Source organism: Paenibacillus sp. FSL R5-0912 (assembly GCF_000758605.1).
Lineage (GTDB): Bacteria > Bacillota > Bacilli > Paenibacillales > Paenibacillaceae > Paenibacillus_AQ.
Genome location: NZ_CP009282.1, coordinates 5,009,675 through 5,032,237 on the forward strand (window position 1 = coordinate 5,009,675; position 22,563 = coordinate 5,032,237).

At 52.0% G+C, this 22,563-nt stretch carries 23 protein-coding genes and 1 riboswitch; of the genes, 1 reads left to right on the forward strand and 22 read right to left on the reverse strand.

Going from position 1 to position 22,563, the window contains the following annotated elements:
* The first annotated feature begins 86 nt into the window (after positions 1–86).
* Positions 87–1,079 (forward strand): 3-oxoacyl-[acyl-carrier-protein] synthase III C-terminal domain-containing protein, encoded by a 993-nt coding sequence (locus tag R50912_RS21280; protein ID WP_042237675.1) that lies wholly within the window; start codon positions 87–89, stop codon positions 1,077–1,079.
* 196 nt (positions 1,080–1,275) lie between these two features.
* Here R50912_RS21280 and glpK read toward each other — a convergent pair whose 3' ends face one another.
* The 22 genes from glpK to mscL form a co-directional block, all read right to left on the reverse strand.
* Positions 1,276–2,769, reverse strand: a complete 1,494-nt coding sequence (gene glpK, locus R50912_RS21285; protein ID WP_042237677.1) for a glycerol kinase GlpK — start codon at positions 2,767–2,769, stop codon at positions 1,276–1,278.
* 121 nt (positions 2,770–2,890) lie between these two features.
* A complete protein-coding gene (locus R50912_RS21290; protein ID WP_042237678.1) occupies positions 2,891–4,330 on the reverse strand; it encodes a HAMP domain-containing sensor histidine kinase in 1,440 nt (479 codons plus the stop codon).
* The gene (locus R50912_RS21295; RefSeq protein ID WP_039301726.1) at positions 4,331–5,047 is read right to left on the reverse strand and encodes a response regulator transcription factor; all 717 of its coding nucleotides are present in this window, start codon (positions 5,045–5,047) and stop codon (positions 4,331–4,333) included.
* Between the two features lie 75 nt (positions 5,048–5,122).
* On the reverse strand, positions 5,123–6,385 hold the full coding sequence (gene ccsA, locus R50912_RS21300) for a cytochrome c biogenesis protein CcsA (protein ID WP_042237681.1): 1,263 nt from the start codon (positions 6,383–6,385) through the stop codon (positions 5,123–5,125).
* Entirely contained in the window at positions 6,382–8,070 is a 1,689-nt protein-coding gene (resB, locus tag R50912_RS21305) for a cytochrome c biogenesis protein ResB (RefSeq protein ID WP_042237683.1), read from the reverse strand. Before resB ends, ccsA begins: the two co-directional genes overlap by 4 nt.
* Complete coding sequence (gene resA, locus R50912_RS21310) at positions 8,067–8,591, reverse strand: thiol-disulfide oxidoreductase ResA (protein ID WP_042138648.1); 525 nt, start codon at positions 8,589–8,591, stop codon at positions 8,067–8,069. The genes resB and resA overlap by 4 nt, the downstream gene beginning before the upstream one ends.
* 112 nt (positions 8,592–8,703) lie before the next feature.
* Entirely contained in the window at positions 8,704–9,462 is a 759-nt protein-coding gene (locus tag R50912_RS21315; RefSeq protein ID WP_039301714.1) for a pseudouridine synthase, read from the reverse strand.
* A gap of 20 nt (positions 9,463–9,482) precedes the next feature.
* On the reverse strand, positions 9,483–9,827 hold the full coding sequence (locus R50912_RS21320; RefSeq protein ID WP_042237685.1) for a peptidoglycan recognition protein family protein: 345 nt from the start codon (positions 9,825–9,827) through the stop codon (positions 9,483–9,485).
* An 812-nt stretch (positions 9,828–10,639) separates the two neighbouring features.
* Positions 10,640–11,128: a hypothetical protein gene (locus R50912_RS35720; protein WP_042237687.1), complete on the reverse strand. Its 489-nt coding sequence runs from the start codon at positions 11,126–11,128 to the stop codon at positions 10,640–10,642.
* A gap of 49 nt (positions 11,129–11,177) precedes the next feature.
* A complete protein-coding gene (locus tag R50912_RS21330) occupies positions 11,178–11,813 on the reverse strand; it encodes a hypothetical protein (RefSeq protein WP_156123241.1) in 636 nt (211 codons plus the stop codon).
* Entirely contained in the window at positions 11,792–12,325 is a 534-nt protein-coding gene (locus R50912_RS21335; protein WP_156123243.1) for a spore maturation protein, read from the reverse strand. Before R50912_RS21335 ends, R50912_RS21330 begins: the two co-directional genes overlap by 22 nt.
* 7 nt (positions 12,326–12,332) lie before the next feature.
* Positions 12,333–13,004, reverse strand: a complete 672-nt coding sequence (locus tag R50912_RS21340; RefSeq protein WP_042237690.1) for a nucleoside recognition domain-containing protein — start codon at positions 13,002–13,004, stop codon at positions 12,333–12,335.
* A gap of 294 nt (positions 13,005–13,298) precedes the next feature.
* Entirely contained in the window at positions 13,299–14,537 is a 1,239-nt protein-coding gene (locus tag R50912_RS21345) for a D-alanyl-D-alanine carboxypeptidase family protein (protein WP_042237692.1), read from the reverse strand.
* A gap of 173 nt (positions 14,538–14,710) precedes the next feature.
* On the reverse strand, positions 14,711–15,199 hold the full coding sequence (ytfJ, locus tag R50912_RS21350) for a GerW family sporulation protein (RefSeq protein ID WP_042237694.1): 489 nt from the start codon (positions 15,197–15,199) through the stop codon (positions 14,711–14,713).
* 82 nt (positions 15,200–15,281) lie between these two features.
* Entirely contained in the window at positions 15,282–15,977 is a 696-nt protein-coding gene (locus tag R50912_RS21355) for a DUF2953 domain-containing protein (RefSeq protein WP_042237695.1), read from the reverse strand.
* Positions 15,978–16,160: 183 nt separating this feature from the next.
* Entirely contained in the window at positions 16,161–16,763 is a 603-nt protein-coding gene (gene scpB, locus R50912_RS21360) for an SMC-Scp complex subunit ScpB (RefSeq protein ID WP_039301691.1), read from the reverse strand.
* Complete coding sequence (locus R50912_RS21365; RefSeq protein ID WP_042138653.1) at positions 16,732–17,523, reverse strand: segregation and condensation protein A; 792 nt, start codon at positions 17,521–17,523, stop codon at positions 16,732–16,734. The genes scpB and R50912_RS21365 overlap by 32 nt, the downstream gene beginning before the upstream one ends.
* Before the next feature lie 236 nt (positions 17,524–17,759).
* Positions 17,760–18,227, reverse strand: a complete 468-nt coding sequence (gene ribH / locus R50912_RS21370; RefSeq protein ID WP_042237697.1) for a 6,7-dimethyl-8-ribityllumazine synthase — start codon at positions 18,225–18,227, stop codon at positions 17,760–17,762.
* Positions 18,228–18,269: 42 nt separating this feature from the next.
* Positions 18,270–19,523: a bifunctional 3,4-dihydroxy-2-butanone-4-phosphate synthase/GTP cyclohydrolase II gene (locus R50912_RS21375; RefSeq protein ID WP_042237698.1), complete on the reverse strand. Its 1,254-nt coding sequence runs from the start codon at positions 19,521–19,523 to the stop codon at positions 18,270–18,272.
* A gap of 60 nt (positions 19,524–19,583) precedes the next feature.
* Positions 19,584–20,252: a riboflavin synthase gene (gene ribE / locus R50912_RS21380; RefSeq protein WP_042237700.1), complete on the reverse strand. Its 669-nt coding sequence runs from the start codon at positions 20,250–20,252 to the stop codon at positions 19,584–19,586.
* A gap of 189 nt (positions 20,253–20,441) precedes the next feature.
* The gene (ribD, locus tag R50912_RS21385) at positions 20,442–21,542 is read right to left on the reverse strand and encodes a bifunctional diaminohydroxyphosphoribosylaminopyrimidine deaminase/5-amino-6-(5-phosphoribosylamino)uracil reductase RibD (RefSeq protein ID WP_042237702.1); all 1,101 of its coding nucleotides are present in this window, start codon (positions 21,540–21,542) and stop codon (positions 20,442–20,444) included.
* A 223-nt stretch (positions 21,543–21,765) separates the two neighbouring features.
* Positions 21,766–21,938: riboswitch (FMN riboswitch) on the reverse strand.
* Positions 21,939–22,044: 106 nt separating this feature from the next.
* The gene (mscL, locus tag R50912_RS21390; RefSeq protein WP_197073126.1) at positions 22,045–22,446 is read right to left on the reverse strand and encodes a large-conductance mechanosensitive channel protein MscL; all 402 of its coding nucleotides are present in this window, start codon (positions 22,444–22,446) and stop codon (positions 22,045–22,047) included.
* Positions 22,447–22,563: the final 117 nt, after the last annotated feature.

The following is a 22,563-nucleotide window of genomic DNA, read 5'->3' on the forward strand; positions in this document are numbered from 1 at the left end:
AACCATTATTAGCGGTTTGAAACGCAAGATTCGCTCACGAAACGAAGTGTATGCTTACGGGCTACAAAACTTTTAGGAGGTTTACTATGGCAGGGATTCGCATTAAGGACATTGATATCTATCATCCAAGCAAAAGAATCGGCAATGACTTCTTCATTCAGCACTTCGATGAGAAGGGAATTGATATCCGTGGCCTGCTGGCTGCTCTTGGCCGTGAAAACCGCTACAGTATCGACAGCAAGGATGAGAACTCCCTGACAATGGCTTTTGAAGCCGCAAGCAATGTACTGGACAAGACCGGCCTGACCGGTGCAGACATTGACCTGATCGCTTATGCAAGCCAGACTCCTGAATATATTTTCCCAACGAACTCATTGATGATTCACCGCCTGATTAATGGTGCATCGCACACGATCTGTATCGACAGTAATGCCAACTGTGCAGGAATGACTGCCTCGGTTGAACAGGTCAGCCGTCAAATGATGGCGAACCCGAGAATCCGCCGTGCACTTGTCATCGGTTCTGACTACGTTGCCCCGCATGCGGACAAGAATGACCCGGTATATTACGCCAACTTCGGCGATGCAGCTGCTGCGCTCATTCTGGAGCGTGACGAGAATTCGGTAGGCTTCATCGATTCGATCTATCAGACCGACACCTGCGTCTACGGTAACTCGCTGTTCCCGGCGGAAGGTTTAGCTAATCTCGGACGTACAGGTGTGGCTGCAGGAGAATTCAATGTGAAGTTCATCCCGTTCGATGATTCCATCTGTGTGGATGCTGCTTCAGAATCAATCAACACTCTGCTCAGCAATAACGGAATCGCACCTGAATCCATCAAGGCCGCCTGCTTCTCCCAGTTGTCACTTCCGAACATCAAGGCCGTTTCCGGCAAAACCGGAATTGACGCTGATGCAGCCGTCTACATCGGGGATGAATTCGGCTATACCTCCACCAGCAGTCCGTTTATCGCCCTGCACAAAGCAGTGACTACCGGACAGCTTGAACGCGGAGACAAGGTCCTGTTCTGGACAGTAGGCGCCGGATGGCAGAACGTCGCTCTTGTAATGGAGTATTAATCTTAGCTGTTGAACTTATAGTTTCTCGTTGATATCCAAACAGCCCGCAGCAGAACTTCTGCCAGCGGGCTGTTTCTTTATGTATACTTCAGGTTTCGACTCACCTCAGACAGAACCTGCAGCGTTCATCCTGCCTAAGGTGAATCTATCCGGTTCATTCGGTAAGCGCAGGCTGCCATATCAGCAGCTGTTCTCGTTACCTCTGTCCTTCATGCTTCTCCCAGCCCATTGTCCGGGACACCGCGTCCTGCCAGGCGTTGTAACGGCGCTCACGCTCTTCCGTCCCCATCTGCGGCGAGAATACCTTCTCGGCCTTATTGAAGCTCTCCAGCTGCTCCCGGGTCCATATGCCGGAGGTAAGGCCTGCCAGCAGCGCAGCACCGAGCGCTGTGGTCTCCGCATACGTTGTACGGGTTACGTCGCTCCCAAGAATGTCCGCCTGGAACTGCATCAGCAGATTATTACGCACGGCGCCTCCATCCACTCTCAAGCCGCTGAGCGGCATGCCAGCGTCTTTTTCCATCGCCCCGATGACATCGCGGGACTGAAAGGCCAGCGACTCCAGTGTTGCGCGGACCAGATGTCCGGCAGTCGTTCCCCGGGTCAGTCCGAACACGGCACCCCTGGCATACATATCCCAGTAGGGTGCACCAAGGCCGGTAAAGGCCGGTACGACCACAACCCCCTCACTGTCCTCCACCTCACTCGCCTTCTCTTCCGAGTCGGCTGGGGCTACGATCAGCCCCAGGCCCTCCTGCAACCATTGTACCGCTGCTCCAGCCACGAACACACTACCCTCAAGGGCATAATAGAGTTCGTCTCCCATGCCCCAGGCTACCGTGGTCAACAGGCCATGACTCGAAGTCACTGCCTCAGTCCCTGTGTTCATCAGAATGAAACAGCCTGTGCCGTAGGTGTTCTTGGCGCTGCCTGCCTCCAAGCAGGTATGACCGAACAATGCCGCCTGCTGGTCCCCAAGCACAGAACGGATGGGGATGTCTACACCGAACCACTGCTTGTCTGCAGCCCCGAAGTCCCCGCCGGACATCCTCACTTCAGGCAGAATCGAAGACGGAATACGCAGCGCTTCGATCAGGCCGTCATCCCATTTGCGCTCATGCAGGTTGTAGAGCATGGTACGTGAAGCATTGGTAACATCCGTAGCGTGCACAGCGCCTCCTGTAAGCTTCCAGATCAGCCAGGTGTCTACGGTTCCGGCCAGCAGTTCCCCCCGGTCCGCCCGCTCTCTCGCCCCCGGCACATGGTCCAGAATCCAGGCCAACTTCGTTGCCGAGAAATAAGCATCGATGACAAGACCCGTCTTCTCAGCGATCTCTCCGGCCATTCCCTGCGCCTTAAGCGCCTCACACTGCTCCGCAGTCCGGCGGTCCTGCCAGACGATCGCCGGATAGACCGGCGTTCCGGTAGTCTTGTCCCAGATCAGTGCAGTCTCGCGCTGGTTGGTAATGCCGATGGCCGTAATACTATCAGCAGGGGCGGAGCTTGCCGCAATAGCGTCTCTGGCCGCAGCAAGCTGACTCTCCCAGATTTGCTCCGGATCATGCTCTACCCAACCCGGCCGGGGAAAGGATTGTCTAATCTCATATTGCCCTTGCGCGATCATTCCCGCCTCCTCATCAAAGAGAATCGCGCGTGAACTGGTGGTACCTTGGTCCAAGGATAAGATCATTATGCACAGCCTCCTGCAAGCCTCAGCTTCTATGATATGTTCCACGTTGAACAAGATTAATGTGGTGGTTTCAACAAAAAGCACCTCTGCTGTCAGAGGCGCTGTCATGCATTGTCCGGATTTACTGTTTTTCGACAGGAAGCCGCAGGGTAAAAGCGGTGCCTTCTCCAAGCTTGCTCGAGGCATGGATACTCCCATGATGCGACTCGACGATGTTCTTCACAATCGCTAGTCCCAGACCGGTCCCTCCCGATTCTCCCCTTACACGTGCTTTGTCGGCTTTGTAAAAGCGCTCAAAGATATACGGCAGATCCTCAGGCGTTATGCCCACCCCTTGGTCCCGTATCTCAATCTCCAGAACCCTCCGGCCTTCCAGCACGGTGGAATCCGCCCGAATGCATATCCGTTTATCGGCCGGCGTGTGGCGGAACGCATTATCAAGCAGATTGGTGAGCACCTGCTCCAGCTTGTCTTCATCGGCAGCCTTAAGGAGCAATTCGGTATCCGGTCTCTTCAGCTCAAGAATAATATCCCGCTCCTTGGCTCTAACCGAAAACTTGCGGTACACCCGTTCCAGCAGTTCCCCTGCATCCACTTGCACTTTCAGCATATCTGTATGCCCCGCTTCCATGCGGGCCAGATCGAGCAGATCCTTCACCAGCCGGCCCATACGGAGCGACTCATCGTGGATCACCTGGACCAGCTCACTGCTCTCCTCCGGGGAGGAGGCCATTCCATCCAGCAGCGCCTCGCTGTAGCCTTGCATCATCGAGAGTGGTGTGCGGATCTCATGCGAGACATTGGCGACGAAATCGCGGCGCATCTTCTCCAGCCGCACTTCCTCCGTCACATCGCGCAGCACCGCCACCGCCCCGCGGAGATTATCCTCGGAATATAAGGGTGCCATATGCACAGACCATACACCCTGCCGGACATGGATATTGGAGCGTTTATCGCCTCCTACGCTGAGGGTACTGAAGAACAACGGCCGCAGCGGCGGAGGCACATCACGGGCAGGTCCAGCCTGTGGATACAGCCCGCTATCCTCTTCCTGCTCCCAGGTAAGATCACTCCAGGTTTCCAGCAGCGCCTGGCCATGCGGATTGGTGAGGATAATCTGCCCCTCAATATCGAAGGTGATCACCGCATCACTCATACTGCGCAGGACGCTGGACAAATGCCCTTTTTCATTATTCAGACTGCGTATATTCTCTTCCAGCTCTTCTGCCATGTGATTGAAGGATGTCGCCAATTGGCCGATCTCATCGCTGGTGACCAGCGTCAGTCTCGTCCCGTATTCGCCGCGGCGGATATCATTGGCCGCCTCAATCACCTGCTGCATCGGCTGGGTAATCTTCGTAAACAGGAATAAGGCAAAGAATGTCGTTAAGGAAAACCCGATCATACAGGTATACATAAATAAACGCTTGATCGCCCCGGAATTGGCGAAATTACTGTCGATGTAGGGTAACAGAAACAGCCCTAGCGTAATGAGCACGACAGCAACCAGACAGATGATCGTGATCCACAGCTTACCGACAAGACTTCTCCAGAAATTCACTTATTTAGGCACCTCAAGCTTATAGCCGACTCCCCATACGGTAGTGATCATAGCCGCCGATTCCGGGGACACCTTATTCAATTTCTCGCGAAGACGCTTGACATGGGTATCCACGGTACGCAGATCTCCAAAGAACTCGTAATTCCACACATCCTTGAGCAGTTCCTCACGCGAGAACACCTTATCCGGGGAGATCGCCAAATAATGCAGCAGCTCATATTCCTTAGGGGTCAGACTTACCTCCTGGCCGCCGGCGGTTACGCGGTGTGCATCATGCTCAATAATAAGAAAAGGAAACACGATATTGTTGCTTGAATTGCTCTCTTTGGACAAAAAAGCAGTTGCGGAAGAACGGCGCATTATCGCCTTCACCCGGTAAATCACTTCACGCGGGCTAAACGGCTTAACGACATAGTCATCTGCGCCCATTTCAAACCCTTGAACCCGGTTAATCTCTTCACCCTTGGCAGTAAGCATCAGGACCGGCGTAGACTTGACTCCTCTGAGTCTGGTCAGCACTTCAATCCCGTCGATGCCCGGCAGCATGACATCCAGCAATATCAGACCGTAGTCATTGGCTGTTGCTTTGCGCAGAGCAATTTCTCCATCTTCTGCCTCGTCAATTTCATAACCTTCTTTTTCAAGATACATTTTGAGCAGGCGGCGGATGCGTTCTTCGTCATCCACCACCAGAATTCTATTCAAGTGCTCTGCCATTTACACAACAACCCCTTCATCAAATACAGTAGAACGTTACCCTAAATCTTGTGCGTGCCAGAGAATATAGTCTACTCAGTCTGTCCCCGCATAAGAGTGAAGTCCGGCGATCACAAGATTAACGCCAACCAGGGTAAACATTACGATCAGAAAGCCGAGTACAGCGAGCCAAGCGGACTTGCGTCCCTGCCATCCGCGGGCCAGCCGCAAATGGAGATAAGCACTGTAGAACAACCAGGTGACGAGTGCCCACACTTCCTTAGGGTCCCATCCCCAGAACCTGCCCCAGGCCACTTGAGCCCATATCATCGCAAAAATCAAAGCCCCCAGTGTAAAGATCGGGAAACCGATGGCGATTGCCCTGTACGTTATTTCATCAAGATCATTCTCATCAATTCCGTCGAGAACCGGATGTATCGCCTTACCCAGCGGTTTGCGGACAGCCAGGCGGAGAATTCCATATAGAATCAGCCCGGACAGCAGTGACCAGATAACGGTATTGAACTTGCGCCCGGCATTGACACCATTCATCCAGGATGGAGCTTCGAAGAGCGGTTCTTTTATGCCAAGAAACGACTGGAAGCTCTCAATTTCGCTATGGTAAGGTGCCACAATCGGCGGCATTTTATAACTCACTTTCTCTATTGTACTATCTCCCTGCCCCGGGCTGTCAATCGTAACGTTCGAACGGACAAAAACAGATTCATAGCCGGCACCGCGGAATGCAAATACAGATCCAAGAAAACCAATTATAACAATGATTGAGAAGAGAGTAAATTCGACAAGTCTCTGCTGCTTGCGGTCACCGCGTTCCCTGCTGTTAAAATTCACCGTACGCAGGAGATACATCAGTCCGGCCGCGAAGCCTACGGCAAAAAATGATTCCCCGAGTGCCGCCAGTGTGACATGAATATTCAGGTAGATGGATTTCAGCGAGGGGATCAGCGGCTGTACTTCCTGCGGAAATACCGCTGCATACGCCATCACAATAATCGAGATCGGAACTGCGAAGACACCGAGAATAATTTTGCGGTAAATCGCGAAGATCACAGTAAACGCAACCATTACCATCATCGATAAAAAAGTCATGAACTCGTACATATTACTTACCGGAATATGACCCGATCCCATCCAGCGTGTAATGAAGTATGCCAGATGGCACAGCAGCCCGAGCGAGGAGGCGATAAAAGCGATTCTCCCCCAGCGTGCGGTATGCTCCTCCGGCTTCCTGCCGGACCATCTGCGCCCCATAATGGCGATGGTGAACAACATGAATGCTCCGCTGTATAAAAAGAATGCGGCAATAAAGACGTCACTGCTGAAATCGAGCAAGCTCATGCCAGGCCTCCTCCGTTGTCCAATGATTTTTCATCGACTGTCATGTCTATCTTCTGGAGAATAGAAACGATCTCACGGCGGAAGCCGAACCAGTTCTTGTTCGTATGGCCTCCTAGCACCAGTTCCCCGCCGTCGACAGTCAACCAGATGCGTCTATGCTGCCAGTAGAAGCCGAGTATCAGCCCCAGCATGATAATGCCCGCACCAACCCAGACAAATGGCATTGCCCGGTCGACCCGTACATTGAGATAGGTGGTGGATTCCGAGAAGTCAACATCACTCATACTGCCGACCTCAAGCTCCAAGAACCGCCCGCTGCCGCCAAGCTTGTCGTTGATGGCTGACTGCTGGAATTGCTCCTTGTCAATCTGTTTCGGAAAATAGAAATACTGCTGCCCCCCGGCCGGAAGCTCCGGCCCTTTAATAAGGAAGAGGAATGCAGGGGCATTCGGATACGGCGACTTGGACACTGGCTGGCCTTGATCGCTCAGTCCGAAATCCATATATTTCTCTTTGAGCTCCAGCGTATATGGACCTGCCTGGAAGCTGCGCTGCGGATTCTTCATATCCAGTTCAAGCTTGCCGTAAATCTCGCCAGTGGAGGAATTCGTCAGACCGGGCTGCACAGAACGCAGCACAGGAGTCAGGTCATAATCAAACTGATACGCTTTCAATCCTTGGTAGCTGAGCGGTGAATTCACCTGAATGTCATGCCGGGCCACTTCCGTAAGCTCCGGCTCCTTAGACGGGTCCGTGCAACCGGCAGTACATTCATAGAGAACCGCCCGGGTCTCGTAGAGCTTGGGAAGCACCTTGATTCCGCGGAACTCCTCAGGCATCTCTTCTTCCGTGTAGAATTCTACGGTGAACTTCTCATTCTTAAGATAGAGGCTGGTGTCCGGTATTTTGACGGTCTCCCCTTGCGGAAAAGCAAGATGCTGGTCCATATTCAGCCCCGGAAGTCCTCTCGCCAGCACGGCGAGCAAAAAAATAATCAGGCCGATATGTATTACATAAGGTCCCCAGCGGCTGAAACGGTGTTTCTCGGCCAATAAAGCGCCGCCCTCCGTCCGGACGCGGTAACCTTTCTTCCTGAGCGGCTGGACGATGCGCGCCACCCACACCTCCGGTTCCTCTTCCACTTGCGTTACGAGCGTCAGCTTCTGACGGGTCAGAAACTGGCGATGCTTGCGGATCTTTTGCCGGGTTAATGCCTTGTACAGCGGAAGCACACGGTCCAGGCTGCAAATGACCAGAGAAGCTCCGATCATTACGAGCAGCGTCACAAACCACCAGGATTCATAGGTATGCGAAAGGCCGAGTCTATAATATATATTCCCGGCTGTTCCGTACGTTTCTTGATAATATGTTGAAGCGTCAATATTCAGAAAAGTGCTCTCTTGCGGAAAAATGGTACCCAGCATAGCGCCTAGCAGTGTCAGCACAATCAGATAGATGGCGATTTTGACTGAGGAAAAAAAGTTCCAGACCCTGTCGATCACTCCGGGACCTACACGCTGTGAACGGCGGGCTACCCCATCGTAACGCATCTCCAGATTCTCGGAAGAGTTCCATTCCTTCTCATCCAGCGGCTTGCCGCAGGCTTCGCAGAGAACAGTGCCCACAGGATTCTGGTGACCGCATTCACATTTGGTATTGCTGATTAGCGGCATGTGCTCCTTCATTCTCCCACCAGCTTCCCGATTTGCTCGTCAAGCGAGCTCAAATCCAGCTGGCCGATATGAATGCTGTCTACCTTGCCCTTCGTATTAATGAAGAAGGTGGTAGGCAGCGGGGAAACCCCGTAACTGCGGACGGCATCACGCCCCGTATCCATCACAACCGGGAAATCGATATCCACGAGCTTCACGAAATTGTCCACTGTCATCTGATCCTCGCCTACATTAACGCCTACGACCACAACGCCCTGGTCTTTCCACTTCTCCCACTGTGCCTGCAGGGCAGGCATCTCCTTGACACAAGGGGCGCACCAGGAGCCCCAGAAGTTAAGCACAACCGACTTTCCTTTGTACTCCTCCAGCGTATGGGTCACGCCGTCCAGCCCAAGCAGTTCAAAGTCCGGCGCTCTCCCGCCTTCCGTGGGTTTGCCGTCCCCTCCGAACACGGAGGAACCGATTGCATAACCCCCGAGCAGAAGGATTAGAAATAGTATCACGATTTGTATTGGCTTTCTGGCCTTGCCCATACGAGGGTGCCCCCTTCTGTGACGCAACTCATTACTTTAGTTGTTAGGTGTGAACATCCTATGAACATTATAACGAATATTGTCACAGTTTTAGGAGGGGGAATTGTGAACTTTATGTGTCTTTGCGTGTCGTATTCTCTCTTAGCGCACCGGCCTTGGCTATTTGCTGCAGATGATTGATTTCATCCTTGGTCAAATGACGGTAAGAACCGCGTTTGAGATTCTGGAGCAGGATATCTCCGAACGAAATCCGTTTCAGTCGGATCACCGGGTGGGCAATTGCCTCAAACATCCGCCGTACCTGACGGTTGCGGCCTTCATGGATGGTAATGCTGATGACCGTTTCTTTATTGGCTTCATCGACGTCTTTGTATTCAACTTCTGCCGGAGCCGTCATGCCGTCTTCCAGCTTAATTCCGGCCTTCAGCTTGTCCAGCGCCGTGCCGTGCGGCACACCCTTGACCGTCGCCAGATACGTCTTCGGCACGTGATGCTTCGGATGCGTGAGCAGGTTCGCAAACTCACCATCATTCGTCAGCAGCAGCAGCCCCTCCGTATCATAATCCAGACGGCCTACAGGGTATACGCGCTCTGTAATGCCTTTCAGGTAATCGGTTACCACCTTGCGGCCCTTGTCATCGGATGCGCTTGTAATTACACCCTTGGGCTTATTGAACATGATGTAGATTTTGTTCTCGCCCCGGATCAGTCTACCGGAGACCTTAATAATATCTGTTGCGGGGTCCACCTTCGTGCCAAGCGTAGTTACGAGTTCCCCGTTGACTTCCACTTTACCGGCCAAAATCATTTCTTCACATTTGCGTCTGGACGCAACACCTGCTTGCGCCAAAATTTTCTGTAATCTTTCCATTTTCGACTACTCACCTCAGGTTAATGATAACCATCGGAGGGATAAATCACAAGATCATTCCATGGAAAAAATGCTCCCGGACAAGTTTGGCTATGCGGTTCAACGAGTAATGGCGCAATTTGATAGCGCCCTGCCAGCTCCAAAATGAGTTTGCCTGCCGCAAATAGCTGCTGCTGGCGTTCCGGTAAGCCGGGAAGCTCATCCTCTTCACCGTAGTTCCCTTCCAGGCAGATATGAATATGTTCGGGATCTGTCAGCAGCGGCGCAGCGTAGATCCCCCCTTCCAGCCCGACCCAGAAGTCAAAGCCCTTGCCGTTAATGGACGGACAGCGGGAATGATGAAGAATAAAGCCTTTGTATTCCATCCCTTGCCCTCCTTCCTCCGTATTGCTGAAATAGCATATGAAGTGAAAAGGTGCGAGGTGATGGCCGATTGTTAAAATCTTTGGGGTTAGGCGTGGCCTGAGGTTGCGGGGAACGTGAGGGCAAAAGCGGGCGGGAGCGCGGGGGCAAAAGCGGGGCGCGGGGGCAAAGCCGGCGCGGACTACTCGTAACTCCGGGGAATGTTTGGACTTCCGGCCGCTGTTAAAGTAGGATTCCCTTGATCCAACTGCCATGCGGCAGTTGAAATCCAATTTTAAAGGTGGCCGCTAACGCTCCTCCAGTTCCAAACTCCCTCTCCGTTACACCGCCAGCCCAGTACGCCAACTATTTCAAAGAATGAAACAAACAGTCCTCACCCTGGGGTAGTGGGTGAAGACTGCAGGGGCAAGCTGCTGCTGCGCATTGCTTGGAACATGCGCTAAGAAAGCAGAGAAGCAGAGAAGCAGAGATAAGCTGAACTTAAAGTATCAGCTTAGAGCCAGCCTTCGATGATTATTTGAGCTTCCGGGTGGCCGCGGTGCCCGTACCATTATCTCGCAGTCTAAATCCTGCACGAAATACAACATTTCCTTCGAGATATAGGCCTTAATCGAAGATTGTTGTATAAAAGGCATCATTTCCCCTCCTTTTTGGAGAAAAAACGGAAAAATTCTTCTACTACATACAACAATCCTCCCGCAAACCGGTTTATCGCTGTATGTGAGTTGTATTCCTTACAACATTCTGCATGTACCCGGTTGCTCAGCGGTGTACAACCCCATATAAACATACAGCTTCAAATCCTTATGTAACCTTAAGCCTTGGTTCTCCGCTGGACTAGCTGGACTATATGATCTATAAAAACAGCTGCGGCAAAACCAGCCAGATTTATGAACAAAGTAAAGAGATATCCGTAACCGATACCGCTGTCCTTTGAAGAGTCTCCGGTAACGGCGGCAAGGAATTGATGAAACTGAACGAGATCAAACACATACAAAATAGATATAATTCCTGCGAAAACATACCGGCCGGCAAAGATGCCCAGCAGGATGGCAAGTACAATAGCTCCGCAAAAAATATTCAAAAATAAAATCGAGTCCCCTCCCGCAAGCTTCCGGTTCACATTCAAAACGAGAAAGCCAATAACGAGAAGCAGGCAAAACACTCCAAAGAACAGCAGTAAATTGCGGATCAGAACGCGGTGGTTCAAATTCCACGCTGTCTCAAAAACATCTGTCCCGAAATGGAGCAGATACAGTAAAACGGGTATGTAACAGGCCAACAAAAAAACAATAGGTTCCACTTTGCTCCATGCTCCCTTTAACTTATCGATGTGCAGCAGTGCCCATTCACTATACTATCGTATCGTCCGGCTCTTCCAGCGGAACAGCTCGGTCTAATAAAAGTGCCGCTACAGCAACAATCAGATTCATGAATGAACTGAACATGCTGTTTAAGCCAAGTCCGAAATCATCCAGACCATTACCTGTAATGTTGGCTCCGTAATAATGGAACATAATCAGATCATATATGTACAAGCATCCCATGAAGGCAGCTAGAATCTTCCTTCGGGCAAAAAGCGCTAAGAGTCCTGAGAACACGATGACCCCAAGCACTGCGTTGTATTGCAGGACGCCACTTCCTGCGTGTTCCCGGCCTACATTCAGGACCAAAAAATCAATCAGGAGAAGCAGGATAAACCCTCCACATAAAATCAGCAGTTTGCGGGCCAGATCTTTCCGGTCCTGCTCCTGCTTCCACTCTTCCCGTAAAACATCAGCCGCATGCCGGATCAAATGAATGAAAACAAATGCATAAAGAAACAGTAAAATAACAATCATTTCTCCCACTGGCGTTACTCCTTCTGGAAGTTCAATGCTACGGCAGAAACTATCCATTGAAATCCTTGCCAGTGAACAATTCTTTCCAGAGCTGCAATACTCCTTCTTGCTCCAAAAAAATTCTCTTACCCGAATACCAGCAGACAAACTGCAATAGCTGCGATAAAGCCGACGACATCCGAGAACAGACCCACCTTAAGGGCATAACGGCCGTTGCGGATCCCCACAGCGCCGAAATAAACAGTCAACACATATAAGGTTGTATCCGTGCTGCCCTGTATAGTAGAAGCAATCATGCCTATCAATGAGTCCGGGCCGTGGACCCGGATCAGATCTGTCGTATAGGCAAGCGATCCAGTGCCCGTCAGAGGGCGCAGGAGACCGAGCGGGAGGACTTCAGCAGGAATCCCAAGACTTTGTACAAGAGGGCTTACAAAGCCCATCAGGAAGTCCAGCGCACCCGAAGCGCGGAAGACACTGATCGCCACCAGCATGCCGACAAGATGGGGGATGATCGCAATGGCTGTGCCGAAGCCGTCTTTCGCACCTTCCACAAAAGATTCGTAGACCGGAACCTTGCGGGAGAACGCATATAGCGGAATAAAGGTGACCATTACCGGAATCGCCCAGGCGGATATTAGACTGATGAACTGGAACAAGACAGGCTCACCCTTTCACTGAAGAATGTGGGAGCGCCGCGCTCCCTTTCGCTGCAGCGGTGCCGGATCTTATCGCAGGCGGCGGTCCGGGCGGCCTGCGCAGCAGTGTTAGGCGCCGGCACAGCCTGTCCGCAGCAATGGCGGCAAGAGTAGCCACGGCCGTTGCCGCCAGCGTGGTACCGACGATTGCCGCCGGGTCAGCCGATCCGTAATTCAGCCGGATCGCAATTAGAGTTGCCGGAATCAGCGTGATACTGGCAGTGTTCAGTGCTAGCAGGGTACACATGGCAGGCGTTGCGGTTTCCTTATCCGGGTTGAGTGTCTGCAGCTCCTGCATTGCCTTAATGCCCATGGGTGTAGCGGCATTTCCGAGTCCCAGCAGGTTGGCGCTCATATTGGAGAGAATATAACCAATCGCAGGATGGCCTTTGGGCACATCCGGAAACAGAAAAGATACTACCGGTCCCAATACTCTGGAGATCTTCTTCAGCAGGTCTGCATCCTCCGCAATCCGCATAATCCCCAGCCAGAACACCAGCACACTGATCAGCCCGAAGCTTACGGTGACCCCGCTTTTGGCTCCGTCAAACACGGCAGCTGTGAATTCGTTCATCCGTCCGGTTACCGCCGCAAATACAAACCCGATCAGGATCATCCCCAGCCAGATACCATTTAACATGCTTATCCCCTCCTCCAGCGCTATTCTTCTTATCTGCTGCCCTAGCCCTCTGCATAACTACACTTTGAAAAGCTGCTTTGCAATGACAATATTACGGTATATGCTTTTGGCTTAATTGCACTTTGTACAACTAAAACGTCTGATTCTCAACCTATTATCCGTTTAGTTGTATTTCGTACAATTAAACTGCCAGGTGTAGATGATTTCCAGCGATTCGGGCAGATTTAGTTGTACAGACTACACTTATAAGTTGCAAGCAACCCTTTTCGCTGTTTTTAATTGCACATTATGCAACTATCTCTGATCTTCGCCGCTCTGGAACATGGCACGCAGCGCGCTGCCGAATGCCTGCAGCCAGTTGTCCGCCGGATAAGCAGTACCTCCCGCAGGACTGTATTTTTTCTCATAGGGTGATGTTTCCGGCGGCAGCTGGCTTGGCGTATACACCGGAACCCGGCCGATTTCCTTGCCGCCCAGCTGCATTATAATCACACCCTTCAGCCCGAAGCTGCTGGTGTTTTTGCTTGTCTTAGTGCCGTCACTGGCACGCGCCTCTGTCCCTGCGGTACTCTTCTCTTCGCTTAATACCAGCTTGCTAATAAGCCTTGCCTCTTCCCCTTGTCCGAGCGGATAGGCGAAATCCTTGCCGGTAACCAGCGTGTAGCCGCTGACGGTTTCTCCGCGTTCCACTAATGTCTTGAGCGGATAGTGGTTGAAGCCGAAATCCAGCAGCGCCGAATGGTCATTCCAGTCATTGCCGTCATTCAGCGTAACAGCGACAAGCTGCTGGCCGTTTCGGGTAGCGGAGCTGACCAGGCAGCGGAGTGCTTTTTTGGTATAACCCGTCTTCACACCGTCCGCCCCTTCGTAGAGGCGCAGCATTTTATTTTTATTGCTCCACTTGTAATCCCATTTCTCATACGGATTGTCCGCCGTCTTCTCTTTGGTAGCCACAATCTCCTTGAACACAGGATTATGCATCGCGTAAGCAGTCAATACAGCCAGATCATTTGCGCTGGAGTAGTGCCCTTCGGCATCGAGCCCGTGCGGATTGGCAAAATGCGTATGGGTTAAGTTAAGCGCCTCCGCCTTGGCATTCATCAGGTAGACGAAGCCCTGCTCGGAGCCTCCGACATGCTCGGCAATTGCGGTTGCCGCATCATTTCCTGAACGCAGCATTAATCCGTACAGCATATCCTCCAGCGTCATTTCTTCGCCCTGCTTCAGATACAGCGAAGAACCTTCCTTGGCAAAAGCATTTTTGCCGACCTTGACCTTTGAGGTCAAATCACCGTGCTCTATCGCTACAAGTGCTGTCATTATTTTGGTCAAACTGGCAATCAGCATCGGCTCATCCCCGCGGCTGCTGTATAGAAGTCTTCCCGACTCCACATCGATCAGCGCCGCCGCTCTGGCATGAGTAGATATAGAACTATTCTCAGCCCGGATAGAAGACAACGGAACCAGTGCAAGCAGCAGTAAACACAATATTAAGGAAATCAACGATTTTCGGGTTAATGTCTTCATGTTCATCCTCCGGCTTCTCAGGTCTAGGGCAGCGGTTCTTCCGTCTTGCCTGGTTGTACAAGTGTATGCGGTTCGGGGGACTGGTATGTCCCATCCGCTGCTGTCCGTCAAAAAAGGGATATCACCATTGAAAGGTGATACCCCCGATTATTCTTATCCCGCCGCGTTCAACAGATGTGTTAGTGTGCTGCTGAATGCGTATCCGGCTCAGTCTTCACTACGGTTTTGGTCACCGTGGTACCTGGTGCGTCTGCCCCCAACGGCATGCCGTTCGGCTGGAACATATTCTGGATTTTATCAATCAGGTTAGGTGTGGCATCAATAATTTTCTCGAACAGATGGGTTTGATTGTCAAGCGGCACAATATGTACCCCATCCCTGCCCACTACCAGAAAAGCGATTGGCCGTATAGATACACCGCCCCCGCTACCGCCCCCGAAGGGAAGCATTTTGACTCCGGTTCCGCTGCCGTTCACGCCCGGAGCATCGTCTTCTACCCGGAAGTCACTGCCGCCTGCGGCAAAACCGAACGCGACCTTACTGATCGGCAGAATGATACTGCCATCTGGTGTTTCTACTGGATCTCCGACAATGGTATTTACATCCACCATGCCTTTGATATTTTCCATAGCCGTCTGCATGAGACCTTGAATAGGATGATCTGACATTGTTTTTCTCCTCCTCGTGTGTATATAAGTGTACCTGCAGTCTTATCTTGCCCACTATGGAAGGGAGTATGTAGTCTTTTTATCACTGGCCCCGGCTAAGCAGTTTCTTCCATCTCCCGAGGCCGCCTTCCACCTTCGATACACGCCGCAATAATAACAGTGCCGCATAAAAAGCATAGCCCACAGAAAGCTTGCCAGTGCAGACCGCTTCCGTTGAGAAACAAGGCTCGTCCCGGAACACCGGGGCTACGAACATCCGCGGATTCCGCTGCAATCTGACGAAACGCGATACCCAGCCGACCATGGTCCACTTCATGCCCCATAAAGCGCCAGCCGCGGTTGCCGTATCTGCCGCATCGCCCAGCGAGAAATCCGTGGACCAGTCCAGCTTGGTAATCCGGACATGCGATAACGTGCCAACCAGCCATTTTTTGAGACCGCGGGTTGACTTGATCGCTGTACGGATGTTCTTTAACCATTCCGCCACGGACTCCCGGTCGATTTTTTCTTCTTTGTCGCTGTCCATTTTCACAGGGGCGATTCCGCTTTTTTCGAGCTTAACCTTAATGCCTTGTTCTAGGCTGTCAAAGACCAGCGCAGGGAGCTCATAATGGAATTTGACCAGCCCGTATACAGCTTTAATATCAAATTCAATACGGTCATCCGTTCCCAGCCTGCATAGACGGAAATGAAAATGAATCGATGAAGCCAGAACCAGCAGGCACAGCAGAATAACCAGCAGCAGCAGGGATAAGGGTATCACAAGCCATAACGTCACAATCGTAACCTCCAAGCAGCCTCAGGTAATGTGAATAGTGGAGCCTCTGGTTTAGTATGGCAAATCCTGCTGGATAAAATTCGGCATTTCAGCAAACATCTCCAAAAGATTCTGCCGCCAAAAAAAATGCCGCTGTCCCGGCGGGGACAACGGCATTGCTGGAACAGCGTATATCCGCTGCGTTTATTCTGTCTCTACCTCTTCAAAGGTCATCTGGCTGTCCAGCTTGCTGAACAGCAGCTGCGTCTCTTCTTCCAGGCCCTCTGAAGTATCGAAGCTCGACGGCTCCGGAAGCTCCTTCAGGCTGGCCAGGCCAAAGCTGTCCAGGAAGGACTTGGTCGTTCCGTACAGGATCGGACGGCCGACAGCCTCTGCCCGGCCTACCTCATGAATCAGATCCTTATTTCCCAGCGTATGAATAGCCCGTTCTGACTTCACCCCGCGGATTTCTTCGATCTCCACTCTGGTAATAGGCTGGCGGTACGCCACAATCGCAAGTGTCTCCAGCGCTGCCTGGGACAGGGATGATCTGGAAGGGGAATACGCCAGACGCTCGAAATATTGCGCATGCTCCGGCAGTGTCGCCAGACGGTAATTCCCGGCGATCTGCACTACCTGCAGGCCCCGGCCCTGCGAGCTGTAATCGTCTTTCAAATCCTCCAGCGCCCGTGTAGCCAGATCGGGCCGCTGCTCGGTAATCTCGGCAATCTGGCGCACGGATAAACCTTCATCCCCTGAGAGAAACAGCAGGCCTTCAATAATTGATTTCAGCGTGTTGTAGTCCACTGACTTCCTCTCCTCCTCTCCACTCCATCACAATATCGTCAAATAATTTCTCCTGGTAGCAGAAAATCGCCTTCATCTTCATCAGCTCCAGAATGGCCAGGAAGGTCACTACAATCTCATGCCGGGCCATCTCATCATGCAAAAGCGACGAAAAGCGCAGTCTGCCGCCCATTCCCTTACGCTGGAGTGCTTCCGACACATCTCGAATCCGGTCCTTCACCGAAATCTCATCACGGGTAATCCGTTGATAAGAGGATCTCCGGGCCGCCTTGCTCAGCGCCTTACGGAACGCCGCAATCAAATCAGCGGTGTGCAGTCCCTTCAGCGTATTATCGGTCTGCGTAGGAACAAAGGGGCCCAGATCCTCAGGTTCCTTCGTGAAAATCAGGCTGCGCTCGCTCTCCATATCCAGCAGTTGCACAGCAATGCTCTTGAATTTGCGGTATTCAATCAGCCGCTGAACCAGCTCTGCCCGCGGATCATATCCGTCGTCCTCGTAATAATCGAAATCCTCAATTTCGATCACCGGCGGCTTCGGCAGCAGCAGCTTGCTCTTGATCGACAAGAGGGTAGCAGCCATAACCAGAAATTCGCTGGTGATATCCAGCTCAAGCTCCTGCATCCCCTGCAGGTATTCCATGTACTGCTCGGTGATCTCGCTGACCGGAATGTCCTGGATGTCGATTTCCGCTTTGTCAATCAAATGCAAGAGCAGATCGAGCGGACCTTCGAACGTCTCCAGCTTGTACAATACAGTCACGCGGTTTCCTCCAGCCCAAAAAAAGTAAAGTGCAGCGCCGCACGGACGCTACACAAGTAGAAAGATCCTTGAGACTGCGACGAAATAAAGTACCGCTAATTTGTTGACATAACTCCCAAACCCATGGAGATTTGTCAACAAAAGCGGATACTAATTTCCTCGCAGCTCCTTATGTTCATGCTTTCTTCTCATACATATAAATAAGCACGACTTACGCTGATTCGTCAAGAGGGGCGTTATTTAAACAGCTTGTTCAGGTTCGCCATTTCGATGGCAGCAGTCGCCGCATCCCAGCCTTTATTGCCCGCTTTGGTTCCGGAACGCTCAATGGCCTGTTCGATATTCTCAGTCGTTACCACGCCGAAAATCGTCGGAATGCCTGTCTTGAGATTAATGGCCGCTACGCCCTTGGCTACTTCATTGCACACATAATCATAGTGTGTTGTAGATCCGCGAATAACTGTACCCAGTGTGATTACTGCATCGTACTTGCCGCTTTCGGCCATTTTTTGCGCGATCAGAGGAATTTCGAATACTCCCGGTACCCAGGCAACATCCACTTCATCGTCAGCTACGCCATGGCGTTTGAAGGCATCGAGCGCTCCGGAGAGCAGCTTGCTTGTAATAAATTCGTTGAAACGTCCTACGACAACCCCGTATTTCAATCCTTCAGATACTAAATGTCCTTCAAAATAATTTGGCATTATACTCATCAACCCTTCATGTATAAGTTAGTGATTCTATAATTAAATTTTGGAATCCTCGTTTTGTTCTATCTTGTCAAAAGTCAGCAGATGGCCAAGCTTGGCCTGCTTTGTATGAAGATATTTAGTGTTGTCCTTGTTCTCCGGCATCTGGATGGCTACACGCTCCACAACTTCAAGGCCGTAGCCTTCCAGCCCTTTGATCTTGCGCGGATTGTTGGTCAGCAGTCTGATCTGGCGGACGCCCAGGTCCTTGAGAATCTGTGCACCGATGCCGTAATCACGCAGATCTGCGGCGAAGCCCAGCTTCAGGTTGGCATCTACCGTATCCAGTCCTTCCTCCTGCAGCTTGTAGGCACGCAGCTTGTTGATCAGGCCAATCCCCCGGCCTTCCTGGCGCATATAGAGCAGCACCCCTCGGCCTGCTTCTTCAATCTGGCGCAGCGCCGCTTCAAATTGCGGGCCGCAGTCGCAGCGGTGGGAATGGAATACATCGCCGGTCAGGCACTCGGAATGCACACGCACCAGCACAGGCTCGTCACCGGAGATATCACCTTTTACCAGGGCCACATGCTCTTTGTCATCCACTTCATTCGTGTAGGCAATCGTCTGGAAATCACCGAAGTCGGTCGGCAGATTCACGGCTACCTCGCGGGTAACCAGATGTTCTTTCTCATTACGGTAGTGAATGAGGTCCTTGATGCTGATCAGCTTGAGATCATGTTTCTTGGCAATCTCAATCAGGTCAGGCAGGCGGGCCATGGTACCGTCCACCTTCACCACTTCACAAATGACGCTAGCCGGATAAGCGCCGCACATGCGGGCCAGATCAACAGCGGCTTCCGTGTGCCCTGAACGCCGTAATACCCCGCCCTTCTTCGCGATCAGCGGGAACATGTGGCCCGGTCTGCGGAAGTCGGAAGGCTTCGCATTCGGGTCCAGCATTGCCTTGATAGTCATGGATCTTTCCCCGGCGGAAATACCGGTGGTCGTATCCTTGTGGTCAATCGATACGGTAAAAGCGGTACCGTGATTGTCGGTATTCTGGGCCACCATTGGCTGCAGATCCAGTTCCTCTGCGCGTTCCGCGGTAATCGGCACGCAGACCAGGCCGCGTCCCTCGGTAATCATGAAGTTGATAACTTCAGGGGTTGCCCGTTCGGCAAGGGCGATGAAGTCTCCTTCATTCTCGCGGTCCTCATCATCAACAACGATGATCACCTTCCCGCGCATCAAATCATATATGGCATCCTCAATCGGGTCCAGGACGCTGTCCTTCTTGTCTTGCTCGCTCATGTTACTGTCCTCCTGATGGCTGTACGCTGCCTTACCGGCCGCCGTATGCCTAATCTTTAATTATACAAACCCGTTGGCCGCCAGAAAATCGTGGCTGATCTTCGAGCTCTTCTCATCTTCTTCATTGCCGGAACGCGAACCATAATGCAGCAGATGATCCACATACTTGCCCAGCACATCACATTCGATATTGATACTGTCACCCGGCCGTTTATGGGCCAGCACCGTTTCTCCAAGGGTGTGGGGAATGATAGAGACAGTAAACGTGGACGACTCTGTATCCACTACGGTGAGGCTGATGCCGTCAATCGTAATGGAGCCTTTGGGAATGATGTACTTAAACAGCGATTTGCGGTCCGGTGCAATTTCGAATACCACCGCATTCTGATCGCGCTTCACGCTGCGGATCTCACCGGTTCCATCCACATGCCCCTGGACAATATGCCCGCCGAAACGTCCGCCTGCTGCCATCGCGCGCTCCAGGTTCATTTTGCCCCCGGTCCGTAAGTTTTTGAGATTGCTGTTGCGGTAGGTCTGAGGCATCACATCAACCGTGAAATAATGGTCACCTATGGATGTGGCTGTAAGACAGACCCCATTGACGGAGACGCTGTCGCCAATCTTCAGATCTCCCATAATGAGGGAGGCGCCGATATTCAGCACCATCATCTCCCCTCCGCTGGTGACGCTGCGGAGGATACCCACCTCTTCAATCAGGCCGGTGAACATACTATCCCTCCTTCAAAATTACAACTTAAAGCTCATGTGTTACTACAGTGGATATTTGGACTTCCGGCCGCTGTTGTCCCCAGAGTTCTTGATTCAAACCGCTCTTAGCGGTAGAAATCCGGTGACAAGGCGGTCGCTACCGCTCCTACAGTTCCAAAATCCCTTTGTCCAAAACTCACTACGCTTCTATTAGCGTGCCGGGGTGCCGCTGATACAGACATTATCCCCGAGCACTTCCACTTCCAATCCTTCGAGTGTAATGGCATCCCGCATCAGTTCCACACCCGGGAAGTCAAAGGCACCTGCCGCAGCAGCCCCGCCTCCGACAATCTTAGGAGCGAAGAAGAGAACTACGCGGTCAACCAGTCCCTGCTCCAGCATCGCTCCGTTCAGCGTGCCGCCGCCTTCGAGCAGGATGGAGCCGATCTCCATTCCGCCCAATGCTATCATTGCGGCCTGCAGATCGACACGCGGTCCGCTGCCAGCGGCAACAACCTGAACACCCGCAGCGAGCAGTGCTGCCTTCCGGGCCGGATCACCCGCTTCAGTGGTAACGACCACCGTAGGTGCCAGTCCGTCAGTGACAACGGCGCTCTCCAGAGGCAGCCTCAGTGTAGAGTCGATGATAATCCTGATTGGATTGAGCCCGGGCACATTCAGCCTGGTCGTCAGCGAAGGATTATCGGCAATCACCGTATTCACCCCGACCATGATTCCCTGATGGCGATGGCGCAGCGTATGTACTAGCTCCCGGGATTCAGCATTGGATATCCATTTGCTGTCCCCTGTACGGGTGGCAATTTTGCCGTCCAAGGTGCTGGCGCTCTTCAGTGTAATGAAAGGCTGCTTTGTCAGAATGTATTTGATAAACTTCTCATTCAGCCGGATAGCGCGGCTCCGGAGCAGACCTACCTCAACCTCTATGCCCTGCTCACGCAGCATTTCAATTCCGCGGCCTGCAACCTGCGGATTAGGATCTTCACAGGCAACGACAACCCTTGCGACCCCTTCATCGATTAGGCGCTGGCTGCAGGGAGGCGTGATGCCATAATGGCTGCAGGGCTCGAGCGTAACATACGCTGTGCTTCCCTGAGCCTTACCAGCAGCCATGTTGAGCGCATGGACCTCGGCATGCCCGGTACCGCGCTGCAGATGCGTGCCGATCCCGATCATGGCACCATCCTTCACAACTACACATCCGACCACGGGATTGATTCCGGTCTGTCCTTGAGCCCTTTCCGCCATATCCAGCGCAAGAGACATATAAAACTCATCATTCATCTTATCCATGTGACTTCCCTCCAATCAGCCGGCTATATTCATAATGTGCACAGTTTAAACAGAAAAACCCGTCTCAATCTCCAGGAGGAGTTCAAGACGGGATATACGAGAGGTATCAGCAGCTCAAAAAATAGGTGCGTAAATAAACGCCGGACTTATGGCATTGTGAAAATTCGCACGTAATGTTCGAAAATACTGCAGCACGGCCGCCTATATAAGCACAGCACGTCAATCTCTCCTTCTTCCATCCAGACTATACTGTCGGTCCCGGAATTGCACCAGGTCCACCGTCCGTACCACCAGCATACGGATCGGGTAGCGGACTGAGCAGCAGAACTGGCCAGAAACAGCCAATCTAACAGCATCACCGCCGGTAGGGAATTACACCCTGCCCTGAAGGATTGATATATTCAGTTGAATAATAAGTTTTGCCTACAACAAAATTATCACTTACGTGCGGGAAATGCAAGTGTGTTTCGGAAATTTACTTTATTTATGTAACTTAGTTCCCTTAATTCCCTGACTCCCGCTGCTTGTCCGCTCTCAGCAAATCACGAATTTCGATCAGCAGCGCAACCTCCGGTGCCGGAGCAGGGGGCTCGACAACTTCGACTTTAACAGTTTCCTTGCGTCTGAATCTGCTTGTCAGCTTAACCACCATAAAGATCGAGAAGGAAATAATGAAGAAGTCCAGTACGGACTGTAAGAATAGGCCGTAATTCACGGCGGCTTCTCCGCTGCCCAGATGAAGCTCCTTCAGATTGGTATCTCCACTTATTAAGCCGATAAGCGGCATTATGATGTCACTAACCAAAGAAGTAACAATTTTGCCGAAAGCCGCCCCGATTACAACTGCCACTGCCAGATCAAGCACATTTCCCTTCATGGCGAAGCTTTTGAATTCCTTCCACATGGACATTGCTGCATCCCTCCGAAACTTTGAATTTTAGTAATTATAGCATTTCCGCCGCGGATGACCAATCAATTCTTAGCCTTTCTTAAGTCACGGCAAAAAGAGCAGGCAGCTATA